At 40.9% G+C, this 15,329-nt stretch carries 11 protein-coding genes; 7 read left to right on the top strand and 4 right to left on the bottom strand.

What is annotated here, in order from left to right; translation table 11 throughout:
* Positions 1 to 5: 5 nt before the first annotated feature.
* Together cydB and RB214_RS11225 are read right to left on the bottom strand one after the other, a co-directional pair.
* Positions 6 to 1,145, bottom strand: a complete 1,140-nt coding sequence (gene cydB / locus RB214_RS11230; RefSeq protein WP_165742992.1) for a cytochrome d ubiquinol oxidase subunit II — start codon at positions 1,143 to 1,145, stop codon at positions 6 to 8.
* Positions 1,142 to 2,725 (bottom strand): cytochrome ubiquinol oxidase subunit I, encoded by a 1,584-nt coding sequence (locus tag RB214_RS11225; protein ID WP_010553739.1) that lies wholly within the window; start codon positions 2,723 to 2,725, stop codon positions 1,142 to 1,144. The genes cydB and RB214_RS11225 overlap by 4 nt, the downstream gene beginning before the upstream one ends.
* A gap of 301 nt (positions 2,726 to 3,026) precedes the next feature.
* Between RB214_RS11225 and lpxB the strand changes: the two genes are divergently transcribed.
* From lpxB to RB214_RS11195, 6 genes are all read left to right on the top strand, one after another.
* Complete coding sequence (gene lpxB / locus RB214_RS11220) at positions 3,027 to 4,184, top strand: lipid-A-disaccharide synthase (protein ID WP_309166943.1); 1,158 nt, start codon at positions 3,027 to 3,029, stop codon at positions 4,182 to 4,184.
* A complete protein-coding gene (gene rnhB, locus RB214_RS11215; protein WP_309166942.1) occupies positions 4,174 to 4,776 on the top strand; it encodes a ribonuclease HII in 603 nt (200 codons plus the stop codon). The genes lpxB and rnhB overlap by 11 nt, the downstream gene beginning before the upstream one ends.
* Positions 4,777 to 4,778: 2 nt before the next feature.
* The gene (gene dnaE, locus RB214_RS11210) at positions 4,779 to 8,270 is read left to right on the top strand and encodes a DNA polymerase III subunit alpha (RefSeq protein WP_309166940.1); all 3,492 of its coding nucleotides are present in this window, start codon (positions 4,779 to 4,781) and stop codon (positions 8,268 to 8,270) included.
* Between the two features lie 16 nt (positions 8,271 to 8,286).
* Positions 8,287 to 9,243, top strand: a complete 957-nt coding sequence (gene accA, locus RB214_RS11205) for an acetyl-CoA carboxylase carboxyl transferase subunit alpha (protein ID WP_002958297.1) — start codon at positions 8,287 to 8,289, stop codon at positions 9,241 to 9,243.
* An 82-nt stretch (positions 9,244 to 9,325) separates the two neighbouring features.
* The gene (gene tilS / locus RB214_RS11200) at positions 9,326 to 10,630 is read left to right on the top strand and encodes a tRNA lysidine(34) synthetase TilS (protein ID WP_309166937.1); all 1,305 of its coding nucleotides are present in this window, start codon (positions 9,326 to 9,328) and stop codon (positions 10,628 to 10,630) included.
* A complete protein-coding gene (locus tag RB214_RS11195) occupies positions 10,631 to 10,984 on the top strand; it encodes a hypothetical protein (RefSeq protein ID WP_182195842.1) in 354 nt (117 codons plus the stop codon).
* Positions 10,985 to 11,014: 30 nt separating this feature from the next.
* On the opposite strand, the gene RB214_RS11190 is transcribed toward RB214_RS11195, so the two are convergent.
* The gene (locus RB214_RS11190; protein ID WP_182195845.1) at positions 11,015 to 11,911 is read right to left on the bottom strand and encodes a GGDEF domain-containing protein; all 897 of its coding nucleotides are present in this window, start codon (positions 11,909 to 11,911) and stop codon (positions 11,015 to 11,017) included.
* A 133-nt stretch (positions 11,912 to 12,044) separates the two neighbouring features.
* On the opposite strand from RB214_RS11190, the gene RB214_RS11185 reads away from it, so the two are divergent.
* Positions 12,045 to 14,018: a monovalent cation:proton antiporter-2 (CPA2) family protein gene (locus tag RB214_RS11185; protein ID WP_309166932.1), complete on the top strand. Its 1,974-nt coding sequence runs from the start codon at positions 12,045 to 12,047 to the stop codon at positions 14,016 to 14,018.
* Between the two features lie 15 nt (positions 14,019 to 14,033).
* Here RB214_RS11185 and RB214_RS11180 read toward each other — a convergent pair whose 3' ends face one another.
* Positions 14,034 to 15,179 (bottom strand): patatin-like phospholipase family protein, encoded by a 1,146-nt coding sequence (locus RB214_RS11180; RefSeq protein ID WP_309166930.1) that lies wholly within the window; start codon positions 15,177 to 15,179, stop codon positions 14,034 to 14,036.
* Between the last annotated feature and the right edge of the window lie 150 nt (positions 15,180 to 15,329).

The following is a 15,329-nucleotide window of genomic DNA, read 5'->3' as shown; positions in this document are numbered from 1 at the left end:
TCTCCTTAGTAGCTACCGTGAGTGTTGTTTTCAATTTCTTCAACCGTTACTCTGCGCCACATTTTTACATAACACCAGGTGGTGTAAGTTAAAATAAGTGGAACAAAAATACACACTGCAACAAACATTACATTGAGCGTTTTATGGCTCGATACCGCATCCCAAATTGTTAAGCTAATATTTGGATTGTTGCTTGATGGCATAATAAATGGGAACAGTGAAACACCGGCCGTCATAATCACGCCAATTAACATTAAGCTTGTTGAAATAAGTCCAAGTGCTGGTTTGTTCGATTTAGAAAACAATAGCGCACTTAGTGCCATTACAAACGCTAAAATAGGAAAGGTCATAGTCCATGGGCGTTCACTGTAATTGCTAAGCCACGCGCCTTGGGCTGTTGTTACTACTTTAGCTAATGGATCTGCATGACTTTGTGTATCAGGCATAGATACAATTTGGTAACCCGTTAAATTAGCAACCCAAAAACCAGCGCCTGCAAACAGTATAATAAACACAATCAGTGAATAACGACCATATTGCCCTGAGCGTTCTGCTACTGCATCAGCTGTACGAAGCTGTAACCACATACCAGCATGAGCAATTAGCATAGTGATACTCACTAAACCAGCAAGCAAACCAAACGGGTTAAGTAAACCAAAAAATGAACCTTGGTAGCTAACACGCATTAAGTTATCAATATTAAATGGTACGCCTAAAAATAAGTTACCAAAAGCTACACCAAAAACTAATGCTGGAATTGCGCTGCCTGCAAGCAGACCCCAATCCCAGTTATTACGCCAGCGTTTTGAGTCTACTTTACTGCGGTAATCAAACCCTAGTGGTCTAAAAAATAGAGCAAATAGTACTAGCATCATGGCAAAGTAAAAGCCCGAAAATGCAGCTGCATAAACCATAGGCCACGCTGCAAATAACGCGCCACCTGCGGTAATAAACCATACTTGGTTACCATCCCAGTGTGGACCAATGGTATTAATTACCGTACGGCGCTCTGAATCTGTTTTACCAACTAGGCGAAGCAACATAGCAACGCCCATATCCATGCCATCGGTAATAGCAAAGCCAATAAGCAGCACACCAATGATCAACCACCAAAGCATTTTTAATGTTTCATAATCAAAAATCATGATTGCTCTCCTTCAGTTTGATCCGTTTTATTTGGCAATTCAAAATGATATTTACCAGTATGTAGCGAGCTTGGTCCTTGCTTAACAAAGCGGATCATCAACCAACCTTCAACAATGGCTAAACCAGTATAGAAAACAATAAATCCAGTTAAGCTAATTAAAATATCGTTTACTGTTAGTGACGACGTGGCTAAAAAAGTCGGCAGTATTTCAGATATAGCCCAAGGTTGACGTCCATACTCAGCAACTATCCAGCCAAATTCAATAGCTATCCAAGGTAGTGGAATGCTCAATACGGCAGCCCATAACAACCAGCGTTTTTGCTCAATAACGCGATGTGCGTTGTAGTAAAATGCCAATATAAATACACCCAACATGGCTACACCACAGGCAACCATAATCCTAAATGACCAAAACATAGGGCCTACTTTAGGGAAAGAGTCTTTAACCGCTTTTTGAATGTGCTCTTCGGTAGCATCTACAACATCAGGTGTGTAGCGCTTAAGTAGCAAGCCATAACCTAAATCATCTTTTAGGGTATTAAACTTAGCAACATTTTCTGGCGTATCTTCACCGTTTCTGAGTTTTGTAAGGTATTCATAAGCAATCATACCGTTGCGAATACGTACTTCGTGTTGTTTTTCTAGGTCGTTAATACCCGTTACTTGCTCATCAAGTGAACGCGTAGCAATTAACCCAAGTGCGTAAGGTATTTTAACCGCAGCATGTGTTACTTGCTCTTCTGAATCAGGAAAACCAAATGCGGTAAACGCAGCCGGAGCCTCTTCTGTATGCCATTCAGCTTCAATCGTGGCAAGTTTTACTTTTTGGACTTCGCCTACTTCGTAGCCTGATTCGTCACCGAGTAAAATTACACATAAAATTGATGCTAAACCAAAGCCCGATGCGACCGAAAAAGAACGTTTAGCAAACGCTAAATCACGACCTTTTAATATGTACCAACTACTAATACCAAGCACAAACATAGAGGCAGCTACATAACCTGCCGATACGGTATGAATAAACTTAACTTGTGCTACAGGATTAAACACAAGCTCAGCAAAGCTGGTCATTTCCATGCGCATGGTTTGATAGTTAAATTCAGCACCTACTGGGTTTTGCATCCAACCGTTGGCAATCAAAATCCACAGCGCCGACATGTTAGTACCAATGGCCATTAAAAAGGTTGCACCTAAATGTTGGCGTTTAGAGAGTCTGTCCCAGCCTAAAAAGAACATACCTACAAAGGTCGATTCTAAAAAGAATGCCATTAAACCTTCAATTGCCAGGGGAGCCCCAAAAACATCACCTACGTAATGGGAGTAATAAGACCAGTTAGTACCAAACTCAAATTCCATGGTAAGGCCTGTCGCCACACCAATTGCAAAGTTAATACCAAACAATTTTCCCCAAAACTTAGTCATATCACGATAAATTTCGCGACCGGTCATAACATAAACCGATTCCATAATAACTAAAATCCAGGTCATACCTATCGTTAACGGTACGAATAAGAAATGAAAGAGAGCGGTAACAGCAAACTGTAATCGCGATAGATCCACAAAGGTTTCATCTATCATTATTGGCTCCTTGAGAGTGACGGATTAACAGGGCAACATTTAATTGGCAAAGTTAAGGCTTAATGAACTTTCAGTAATTACTGAAAGTTTGTAATAGTATTTACTTTTGTGCAATTTTTGTCAACATACATATTAGTAAAACTTAATATATATTTCCTATGCTACATCAGTATTAAAAACAAACAACATAAAGCCTTAACTTACGTGATAAAAAACCAGTTATTTAAAGCGTTTAACCAAACAGTAAAACACGGTAAACTAACAAGCATGAACGCCTGGTTTACTTGTGAAATAAAATCAAATGAATAAAGATAAAAAACAACTACGAATTGGTATTGTGGCAGGTGAACTGTCGGGCGATATTTTAGGTGAAGGTTTAATTAAAGCCCTTAAAAAACATTTTCCGGACGCCATTTTTGAAGGAATAGCAGGACCTAAAATGCAAGCGCAGGGCTGTAAAACACTTTACGACATGGATGAGCTTTCGGTAATGGGGCTTGTTGAGGTGCTAGGGCGTTTGCCGCGTTTGCTTAAAATACGTAAACAACTCGTGCAGCATTTTGTAGATAACCCACCTGATGTATTTATTGGTATAGATGCACCCGATTTTAACTTACGTGTTGAAAAGCCACTTAAAGATGCGGGCATTAAAACAGTACAGTATGTAAGTCCGTCTGTTTGGGCGTGGCGCGAAAAGCGCATTCATACAATAAGTGCAGCCACTAACTTAGTGTTAGCATTATTACCATTTGAAAAAGAATTTTACGATAAGCACCAAGTGCCATGTACATTTGTGGGGCATACCTTGGCTGACGACATTGCACTTGAGCACGACGATACTAAAGCACGTGAAGAACTCGGCTTAAGCCTTGATGACAAAGTCCTGGCGCTACTACCCGGTAGTCGAGGCTCTGAAGTTGGTTTGCTAAGCGAGACTTACATTAAAACAGCCGCAGAGCTGCAAGCTAAAAACCCCAATCTTAAAATTGTGGTGCCGTTGGTTAACGAAAAACGCAAAGCGCAGTTTAGTGATATATTAAACGCTACCGCACCGAAACTTAATGTTAACCTGCTTGATGGGCAATCTAAATTAGCGATGCAAGCTGCTGATGCTATTTTATTAGCCTCGGGCACTGCAACACTCGAAGGCATGCTTTATAAAAAGCCAATGGTTGTGGGCTATAAAATAAAGCCTTTGAGCTATTGGATTTTTAAAACTTTATTTACGTTTAATATTAAGTACTTTTCGCTGCCTAATTTATTAGCCGACGAAGAGCTTGTGCCTGAGTTTTTACAAACCGAGTGTAATGTGACTAACTTAACAAACGCACTTACCCCTATGCTCAACACAGATAACAAAGAGCTAAAAGCACGCTTTTTAGCTATTCACGAAAAAATTAGATTAAATGCCAGTGAACAAGCAGCCAATGCTGTGGCGGAGTTAATAAATGCAAATTGATAGACCCAATGTATCCTTAATTGCTGGTGTAGATGAAGTAGGGCGCGGCCCGCTTGTTGGTGATGTAGTCACTGCCGCCGTCATTTTAGATCCCACTAAACCAATTGCAGGCTTAGCAGATTCTAAAAAACTAACGGATAAAAAACGCCAAGCACTTGCAATTGAAATAAAAGAAAAAGCATTGTGCTACGCGTATGGACGCTGCAGTCCAACAGAAATTGATGAGTTAAATATTTTGCACGCAACGATGCTTGCCATGAGTCGCGCAGTGGAGGCATTAAGCACACAACCTGAATTTGTATTTATAGATGGTAATCGATTGCCAAAACTCACTATGCCAGCACAAGCTGTTGTTAAAGGTGATAGCTTAGTGGCCGAAATTTCAGCAGCGTCTATTTTAGCTAAAGTAGCGCGCGATGACGAAATGCTTGAGCTTGATAAACGCCACCCAGAATATGGTTTTGCAGGGCACAAAGGGTATCCCACTAAAGCGCACTTTGCAGCGCTTGAACAGTACGGTGCAATTGACGAGCATCGTAAAAGCTTTAAACCTGTGCAGCGCGTTTTGGCGCAAGCCAATGGTGGGGGCTAAGCATGGCTGCTCCTGATTTTGTTCATTTAAGAGTTCATTCAGACTTTTCGATGGTTGATGGCCTTGCTAAAACAAAGCCAATAGTCGCAAAAGCGCAAGAGCTGCAAATGCCAGCCATTGCAATTACTGATCAAATGAACTTTTGTGGTTTAGTGCGTTTTTATGGCGCCACGCATAACGCAGGTATTAAACCTATAGTGGGTGCTGACTTTTGGGTTCGTAGCCCAGGGTTTCCTGATGAGCCAAGCCGCTTAACCATATTAGCCAAAGACAACGACGGCTATAAAAATATTACCTTGCTGATATCTAAAGCGTATCAGCGTGGGCATGTATTTCATCGCCCTGTGATTGACCGCGAATGGTTAGTTGAGCTAAAAGCAGGCTTAATTATTCTCTCAGGCGCTAAAGACGGTGACTTAGGTAAAGCGTTATTAAAAAATAATCCGACTGTAATTGAATCGGTTGTTAGTTTTTATAAGCAGCATTTTAGCGATAACTACTACCTAGAGCTTGTTCGCACCAACCGACCGCTTGAAGAAGATTACTTACACATGGCGGTAGAGCTTGCTGCTAAAGAGCAGCTACCGGTTGTAGCCACCAACGAAGTGGTGTTTTTAAAGCCCGAAAACTTTGAAGCGCACGAAATTCGTGTTGCTATTTTTGACGGTTACACGCTCGATGATAAGCGCCGCCCTAAACGGTTCTCTGAAGAACAATATCTAAAAACACCTGAGCAAATGGCTGAGTTGTTTAGCGATATTCCAGAAGCCCTACAAAATACCGTAGAAATCGCTAAGCGTTGTAATGTAACTGTGCAATTAGGTACTTACTTTTTACCTGATTACCCAACCGGCTCGCTTAAAATTGAAGACTTTTTAGTTAAAGTGTCACAAGACGGCCTAGAAGAGCGACTACAGTTTTTATTCCCCGACGAAGAAGATAGAAAAGTAAAACGTGTTGAATACGATGAGCGTCTTGCAATTGAGCTCGGTGTAATCAACCAAATGGGATTCCCAGGTTACTTCTTAATCGTAATGGAGTTTATTCAGTGGAGTAAAGATAATAATATTCCAGTTGGACCTGGTCGTGGTTCAGGTGCGGGTTCGTTAGTTGCGTACGCGCTTAAAATTACCGACCTTGATCCACTTGAGTTTGACTTACTCTTTGAGCGATTCTTAAACCCTGAACGTGTATCAATGCCCGATTTCGACGTCGATTTTTGTATGGATAGACGAGACGAAGTAATTGATCACGTGTCGGCTTTGTATGGTCGGGATGCGGTTTCGCAAATTATTACCTTTGGTACCATGGCTGCAAAGGCGGTAATACGCGATGTAGGGCGAGTGCTTGGGCATCCTTACGGGTTTGTTGATCGAATTTCAAAATTGATTCCGGGTGACCCCGGTATGACACTTGCCAAAGCGTTTGATGTAGAACCACGCTTGCAAGAAGCCTACGATGGCGACAATGAGGTAAAAGACTTAATCGACATGTGTCGCATCCTTGAAGGGTGTACACGTAATGCCGGTAAACATGCGGGTGGCGTAGTAATATCGCCAACCACTATTACCGACTTCGCTGCGCTTTATTGCGATGACGAAGGTAAGTTTCCAGTAACACAGTTTGATAAAAACGATGTAGAAACAGCCGGCTTAGTTAAGTTCGATTTCTTGGGTTTACGTACACTGACTATATTGCAGTGGGCGGTCGATATGACCAATGTGCGCATGAAGCGCCAAGGTAAAGACCCCGTTGATATAAACACCATTCCACTGGATGATAAAAAAAGTATTGAGTTGCTACTTAGAGCCGAAACGACCGCTGTATTCCAGCTAGAGTCGCGTGGTATGAAAGACTTAGTACGCCGCCTTAAGCCCGACTGCTTTGAAGATATGATTGCACTTGTGGCTTTGTTCCGACCAGGTCCACTGCAATCAGGCATGGTAGATAACTTTATCGACCGAAAACTGGGCCGCGAAGAAATCTCATACCCAGATGCGCAGTATCAGCACGAAAGCTTAAAACCAATACTTGATCCTACGTACGGCATTATTTTGTATCAAGAACAAGTAATGCAAATTGCGCAAGTACTAGCAGGTTACACGCTAGGTGGCGCCGACATGCTGCGTCGTGCAATGGGTAAGAAAAAACCCGAAGAAATGGCAAAGCAGCGTTCAACATTTGAAGATGGCGCAAGAAATAACGGCATTGACGGCGAGCTTGCGATAAAAATCTTCGACTTGGTAGAAAAGTTCGCAGGTTACGGTTTTAACAAATCTCACTCAGCAGCTTACGCACTCGTATCGTATCAAACATTGTGGATGAAAACGCATCATCCTGCAGAGTTTATGGCTGCTGTAATGTCGGCCGATATGGATAACACCGACAAAATAGTTATTTTGGTGGATGAATGTGAAAACATGAAGCTCACCTTATTACCACCAGACGTAAATGCAGGTGAGTTTAAGTTTACAGTAAACCTTGAAGGTGAAATTGTTTACGGCATTGGCGCGATAAAAGGCGTAGGTGAGGCTCCGGTTGAAGCAATTTTAGAAGCGCGTGCAAAAGGCGGCCCATTTAAAGATTTATTTGATTTTTGTGCCCGTGTTGATTTAAAACGCTTAAATAAACGTGTTACTGAAAAATTAATTTACGCAGGTGCTTTGGATCAATTAGGACCAGAAAAAACCCAATCTGGGCGTGCTACATTACTAGCCAGTTTAAAAGATGCTATGCGTGCGGCCGATCAACACAACAAAGCTGAGCAATTAGGACAAAGTGACTTATTTGGTTTATTAGCCACTGAGCCTGATGAAGTTGAACAAGCTTTTATTAAAGCCACAGGGCTTACTGATAACGAGTGGTTAGATGGCGAAAAAGAGACGCTAGGCCTTTATTTAACTGGGCATCCAATAAATCAGTACCGCCGTGAGCTTAGGCATTACACTAGCGGAAAAATAGTTGATTTACAGCCAACTAATCGTGATGTGTTTGCAACGGCCGCTGGTTTAGTTATTGCTTCTAGAGTATTAATTAATAAAAAAGGAAATCGTTGGGCCTTAGTAACTTTAGATGACAAGAGTGCACGGATTGATGTACGCTTGTATTCAGACGAGTTTGAAAAGTACCAAGATATGCTCCAAGTTAACAATATCTTGGTAATATCTGGACAGGTCAGCTTTGATAACTTCTCCGGTGGTATTACAATGACCGCCAGAGAAATAAACACCATTGCTCAAGCGCGTGAAAAGCGTATTAAAGCGATTAAAATGACGCTGAACATGGTGCAAATCGAGGCAGGTTTCTTCGATAAATTACAAAAAGTACTCGAACCCTATAAAATGGGAACGTGTCCGATCAAGGTTTATTACCAACGTCCAGATGCGTTGGCGCAATTAACTCTTGGAATCGAATGGTGTGTTACGCCAAGTGACGACTTAATCCATAAGTTATCACTAATGGCTGCGCAAGATGTAGAACTAGAATTTAACTAATTAGGTAGTTTAGAGCATGAGCCTCAATTATCTTGATTTTGAGCTTCCAATTGCAGAATTAGAAGCAAAAATTGAAGAATTACAAAGTATCAGCCGCGCTGGCGAATTAGACCTTGAGTTAGAAGAGGAAGTCAGCAAATTAAAAGAAAAAAGTGCCAAACAAAAACAGGAGATTTTTTCTAATTTAGGCGCTTGGCAAGTATCACAGTTAGCACGTCATCCGTTGCGTCCTTACACTCGAGATTATATCGAGCGCATTTTCACGGAATTTGACGAGTTTGCTGGCGATCGTACTTTTGCTAACGATCCAGCTATTTTAGGTGGCATTGCGCGTTTAGATGGCGAGCCAGTAATGGTTATTGGCCAACAAAAAGGTCGTGATACTGCTGAAAAAATTAAACGTAACTTTGGTATGCCAAAGCCAGAAGGTTACCGTAAAGCATTACGCTTAATGGAAATGGCTGAGCGTTTTAAAATGCCAATCATGACCTTTATTGACACACCAGGTGCATACCCAGGTGTTGGCGCTGAAGAACGTGGTCAATCTGAAGCAATCGCACGTAACTTAAAAGTAATGGCGTCACTTAAAGTGCCGACAATATGTACGGTTATTGGTGAAGGCGGTTCAGGTGGTGCATTAGCGATTGGTGTTGGCGACAGAGTTAACATGTTGCAGTACAGCACTTATTCTGTAATTTCGCCTGAAGGTTGTGCGTCTATTCTTTGGAAAAGCGCTGACAAAGCACCGCTTGCAGCAGAAGCAATGGGTGTAACTGCAGAGCGCGTTAAAGAGCTAGACTTAATCAACAACTTAGTTGATGAGCCACTAGGTGGTGCACATCGTAATTACGATGCTATGGCACGTAACTTAAAAGTACGCCTTAAGCGTGACCTAGCAGACTTACAAGCGCTTACGCTTGAAGAAATGCTTGATCAACGTTACAAACGTTTAATGTCGTTTGGTTATTGCTAAACACATTAATTGTTAAAAAAAGCCGCTTATGCGGCTTTTTTGCTTTAAAATGTTCAGAGTTTTTATATAAAAGTGCGTCCATATGCATACATCAGTAATTTATCAGCAGTTAAAAAAATCACTAAATAGCTATATTGAGCAAGGTAACACTGTTTTTACAGTGGCGCTTTCTGGTGGCGTTGATTCTGTGGTGTTGCTGCATTTAATGCGTACTTTAAGAGCTGATAACCCTGCAATTGATGTATCGGCTATTTATGTTCACCATGGCTTGAGCCAGTATGGCGATGACTGGCAACGCTTTTGTAAAAATGTGTGTATTGATCTTGATGTGCCTTTTAAAGCCGCAAAAGTTGTAATTGAGCAGCAGTCGCGTACGAGCCTTGAAGCCCAAGCTCGCGATGCACGTTATAAAGCACTTGATGAGCTAAGCCCACAAGGCAGCATTATTTTACTGGGCCAACATTTAAACGACCAAGTAGAAACGTTTTTACTGCGCTTAAAGCGAGGTTCGGGTTTAAAAGGGCTTGGCGCCATGCAACAAGTGCGTTTGCTGCAAAGTGGCCGTGTATGTTTTAGGCCATTGTTAAACGTCAAGCGAAGCGATATAGAAGCGTTTGCGGCGCGCTTTAGTATTAACCACATAACTGATGACTCAAATACAGATGAAAGTTTTGACCGTAACTTTTTACGCTCAAAAATAGTACCTGTGTTAGCCGAGCGATTTGCTGGGTTTGAACAATGTACAGCACGAAGTATTGAGCTGCTACAACAACAGCAAACATTGCTCGATGAATATACACAGCTTGATTTAAATAAGTGTATTAACGAGCACCAAGCACTGTGCATTAGCCAAATAAGCGAATACAGTGCAGCGCGTATTGCAAATATAGTACGTGCGTGGCTTGCATTATTTACACAACTCATGCCATCGCTAAAGCAGCTTGAGCAAATTATTAATCAAGCAATGCACGCAAAAAACGATACACAAATGCGTATTGATTTGCTCGATGGGCAAATACGTCGCCATCAAGGTTATTTGTATTTTGTAATACCAAGTGAAGTATTAACAGATAGTGAGCTGAATCATTCACAGCTAAAACTTGCTGACGGGCGCTTATTAATTAAAAGCACCGGTTTTGGAGTAAGACCTCCACACTCAAATGAGCAAGTAATAGTGCGCTTTAATTGCAATAGCGCACGTATTAAACCATTTAAAAAGCCTGGTAGTAATACAGTTAAGCATTGGTTTAAAGATGCAAAAATAGCGCCGTGGCTACGCGCCAGTGTGCCACTTATTTTTTATAATGATGAATTAGTTCAAGTGGTTGGTTGTTTTATAAGCGCTAAGCATGTTGATGAAAATGGTATTTTTTGGGAGTGTAAATAAATGAGTAAACAGCCGCATGTTGGCTTATCGTTAGTAACAAAAGCACCAATGGGTATGCTAATAACAGCGCTTATTGCTGTTATCGCTAATGTTTTACTTGAGTTAAATATAGTCACGTTAGGTTATGCGGTCGCTGGTGGGATTGCATCTGCAGTACTTTTATTAGCTTATTGGTTAGGTAAAGGTGGATTATTTTTTATTTCAGGCGTGAGCCTGCCACTGCTTTTAGTATTATTTACACCGCTTGCTACTATTACTGCATTACTTAATTTAATTAGCGGATTCTTTTTTGGATTCTGTGCTGCGTTGTTTATTTATAAATTGGTAAGTGCAAAGCCTAGCGGGGGAAGCTAGGCTTTTTTATTTAATGCAGTTAACTAAAGGCTAATATGCTTTTGCGCAGTTTCTACCTGATGCCTTTGCTTTGTATAAACCTTTATCGGCTCGAGCAAATATCTCAGTTTCGCAATCTTGGCTGTTAGCTAAAGTAAAACCAATACTGGTTGTTACTTTATATTTAGACATTAATGGCGATTTTCTTACTAGGCACATTATTCGCTCAGCAATTACTTTATTAGTAGTAAACTCTGGGTCTTCAATAAGTAAAGCAAACTCATCACCACCAAATCTAAATACCGAATCAGTGCCGCGTATGCTGCTACACAGTACTTTTGAAAACTCTTTAAGTGTATCGTCACCAATTTTATGACCGAAATTGTCGTTAACTTGTTTAAAGTTATCTAAATCAAGCAACATTAAACTAAATGGACGTTGGTAACGGCGACAGTTTTCGAGCTTTTGAAGCAAAAAGTCATTAAATTGACTACGATTATTTAAACCGGTTAACGCATCCTTTGTAGCAAGCTTTAGTACGCGGCTATACATCATCGCATTACGAAGTGGATAAACCAGCGCAGTATGTAATGTATGTAACTTTTTCTCAATTGCGTGACCAAGCGGGAATCTACTAAAGTAAATTAGCTGTCCTAGGTGTTCTTTGCCGATCGTCAAATCAAAAATATAGGGTGTACTATTTGTATCACTCTGTGATGTTTGAGCAGTACCTAAGGTAGACTGAAATTGCAATCCAGAAAAATTGAGCAATTGTTTTGCAAATTTAGCATAAATAGCAAGCACATCCTCGATTACTAAGCTTGTTTGTAGCTCTGCAACGAGTTCGTGCGTTTCTGTTATTTCATTTGTAGGTGAGTGTTCAGCCGAAAACGGCAAAAAATCACCGCGACCAGACACACGCTGCGTCAAAATATGGACGTTTTCCATTAAATTCTCCCCCGAGGGTGTTACTTTGCAATAACTAAGCTATTTTTGTGCCATATTTTAAAATTGCATGAAAAACATATGGTTGTTATATTTACTTACAAGCGACTAGTTTAATTTAAACGCGAGGCTGCATTTGCAAAGTATTAATGCTCAAATTTTTGGCTTATTAGTCGCGGCAGTTCTTTTTGTGTGGTTTTTTAAGCGCATTGGCTTGCCGCCTATTTTAGCGTACCTAGCAACTGGGGTTTTAGCTGGTAGTCATGGTATTGGTTGGCTTACACAATCTCACGAAATAGAGTTTGTGGCTGAATTGGGCATTGTATTTTTGTTATTTAGTTTAGGGCTAGAATTTTCTATTTCTCGGCTAATGGCAATGCGAAATCTAGTATTTGGTTTGGGCTCATTACAAGTAGGTATAACCAGTTTACTCTTCATTATTATTCTATATTGCTTAAACTTTTCATTACTCACCAGCTTTACCATTGGCACAATTATGGCGCTTTCTTCAACTGCTGTGGTTGTTAAGCTATTAAAAGAAACGGGTGAGCTTAATCAGCGCCGTGGGCAATTGGCTGTTGGTGTTCTACTTTTTCAAGATATTGCTGTCGTTCCTCTATTAATAATACTTCCTTTATTTGCATCAAGTGACTCTCAAAGTATTGGCTGGGCTTTAGCATTTGCCCTAAGTAAAGGCGCATTTGTATGTGTGCTTCTTTGGGCAATTGGTAAATGGGTATTGCCCATTGTATTTAAAGAAATAGCGCAAGTACGAACCGATGAGTTATTTGTGCTTACCACCATATTAGTCGCTTTATTTGCAGGCTTTTTAACGTATATGTTTGGCTTGTCTATGGCGCTAGGTGCTTTTTTAGCCGGAATGATGTTAGGTGAGAGTCATTACAGGCATCAGTTAGAGGCCGATATACGTCCATTTCGCGATATTTTAATGGGGTTGTTTTTTGTAACCGTTGGTATGCAGCTAGATATTTTATTTGTACTGGGGCATATCGTAGTAATTATTGGCGCCTTGCTGGGTTTACTGGTATTAAAAATTACAGTAGTAGCCTTTAGTGCGCGGCTAATGCATGAGCGAAACCAAGACTCACTCGCCTGTGGCATTATGCTGTGGCAAATGGGGGAGTTTGGCTTTGTACTTATTGCACTTGCTGGTCAGCATCAGTTATTAAATTCAGAGCAAGCTTCATTTTTAATTGCCCTTGGTGTGCTTTCAATGGCATTTACTCCATTTTTGATTGATAAAACGCCAGTAATTTTAAAGCGTTTAGGCATACTCGATCGCCCAAGTTTAGCGCTCGAGAGTGAGCCACAAAGCAGCACGCTTTATAGCGACCATGTTGTTATTTGTGGTTTTTCGCGTGTTGGACAAACTATAGCGCGGTTTTTAAAGCCCGAAGCAATAGACTATGTTGCGATTGAAAGTAACCCTATTTTGGTTCAAGAAGGTAAAGCCGCCGGTGAGCCTGTCATATTTGGCTATGTTAAACAAAAAGATATTTTAAAATGCGCAGGAGTAGAGCGAGCTCGCTTGGTTATTATTACTTTTACAGAGCTTGACCACGCACAAATTGTGATTGATGCCATAAAGCAAATAGCACCCAATGTTAAAATACTCATTCGTACCCGTGACGATAGCCAGCTAGATTATTTAAAAGCGCTAGGTGTAACCGAAGTAGTACCTGAGTCGTTAGAGGCAAGCTTAATGCTCGTGTCGCATGTGTTGTCTATGTCGGGCGTACCGATGATGCGTATTGTTCGCCGAGTAAGTAAAGAGCGACGTAATCGTTATCCATTAATGCAAAGTTTTTACGCGGGGTATTTTAAAGATAGCGAAGATGCCTCAACCGACCGATTAGAATATTTACACGTTGTAGTATTGCCTAAGCAAGCTTATGCCGTGAATAAAACAATTGAAGATCTAAATTTAGAAAAGCGGCGAGTACTGGTAAAAGCACTGCGCAGAGAAGGGGCCGAAATAGACACGCCATCAGCACAAACAACCTTATTGGCTAATGACGTTTTAGTGTTACAAGGTAAACCAAGGCGTGTTGAGCGGGTAGAGCACTACCTGCTCGACGGAATAGAATAACGTTTCTGTTTGGGCTTAATCTAGTTCTAAAAACTTGCGTATCTCCGGTAATTTTTTCATACCGTCTTCATAGCCAATTTGCATTAAATGCTGGGTGTAGCGTTTTTCAAACAATAGATAACTGGTTAAGCTCGATTGCGAATGTTTTTTAACACCTATGGTACGTAGCAATACTTTAATAGCCCATGGCATATCGTCGTAATACTGCGCTGCAATTGCGTTAAAGTTTTGCGATGGGTTAATTACAAAGGTATCTATTTGTTTAAGTTCTTGATGTTTATCACGAGCGGGTAATAGCCCTAATGTTCGGTTAACACGAGCCAAACGCTCTAAATCCGATTGCATAGTGTCGGTAAATACACTGTCTAGTAAATGCCCCGCAACAGCAGAGAGTCCAGGATAATGTGGCGAATAACCCGGCGGGTGTAATTCTTTAGGTTGGTCTACCCCAATAATAAATATTTTTTCAGCGCCTAAATGAATCGACGGACTCAGCGGAGAAAGTTGATGTATAGAGCCATCACCAAAGTAATGGTTATAAATATTTACACTTGGAAACACCATAGGAATGGCACTTGATGCCATTAAGTGCTCAACATTAATACGAGTTGCGCGGCCTTCGCGTTTAGCACGTTGCCAAGATGTTTGTGTATTAGATTGAAAAAATGCAACCGAGTCACCCGTTGTATAACTTGAGGCTGTAATAGACAGCGCATCTAAATAATTACGGTGTAAATTGCGCTCAATGCGGTGTAAATCTAAAATCTCGTTTAATAAACTACGCAGAGGGCGGTTATTTAGCAGACTCGCTGGCGGGTGGTTAATATGCTCTGACTGAAAGCTCGTTAAGATATTGCGAGCAATATGACCAAACACGCTTAAAAAGTCACTTTTATAGACCATAGAGGTTGAAAAGTTTTTCCAAACTGATTCGAGCTTTCGTACAGCCAAATGCGCACAAGAAGCGTAACATGCCAATGCAGCTGAGTTAATAGCGCCAGCGGAGGTGCCATTTATTACTCTAAATGGCAATGGAGCAGTACGAGGCATACTATGAGCTAGCGCTTTTAGCACACCGACTTGATAAGCTGCTCGTGCGCCACCACCTGTAAGTAATAAGGCAATTTTAGGTTTTTGTGGATCAACTTGCTTGATTTTCATATTGGTGGTTAAACTGTTCTACGTCTTTACTTTATTTATTAACTGTAAGTCTTTAAGCTAGAAGAATCAAAGGATAACTGCCCTAATGCTTATTACATTATTTAATCACCCAATTTAGTAGGTAACTTACTTTGCTATAATTGCCGTATT

Origin of the sequence: Pseudoalteromonas sp. HL-AS1 (assembly GCF_031198785.1) — a bacterium.
GTDB classification, from domain to species: Bacteria; Pseudomonadota; Gammaproteobacteria; order Enterobacterales; family Alteromonadaceae; genus Pseudoalteromonas; species Pseudoalteromonas distincta.
The sequence above is the reverse complement of the archived record's forward strand: the minus strand, read 5'-3'. Positions and strand labels throughout refer to the sequence as shown.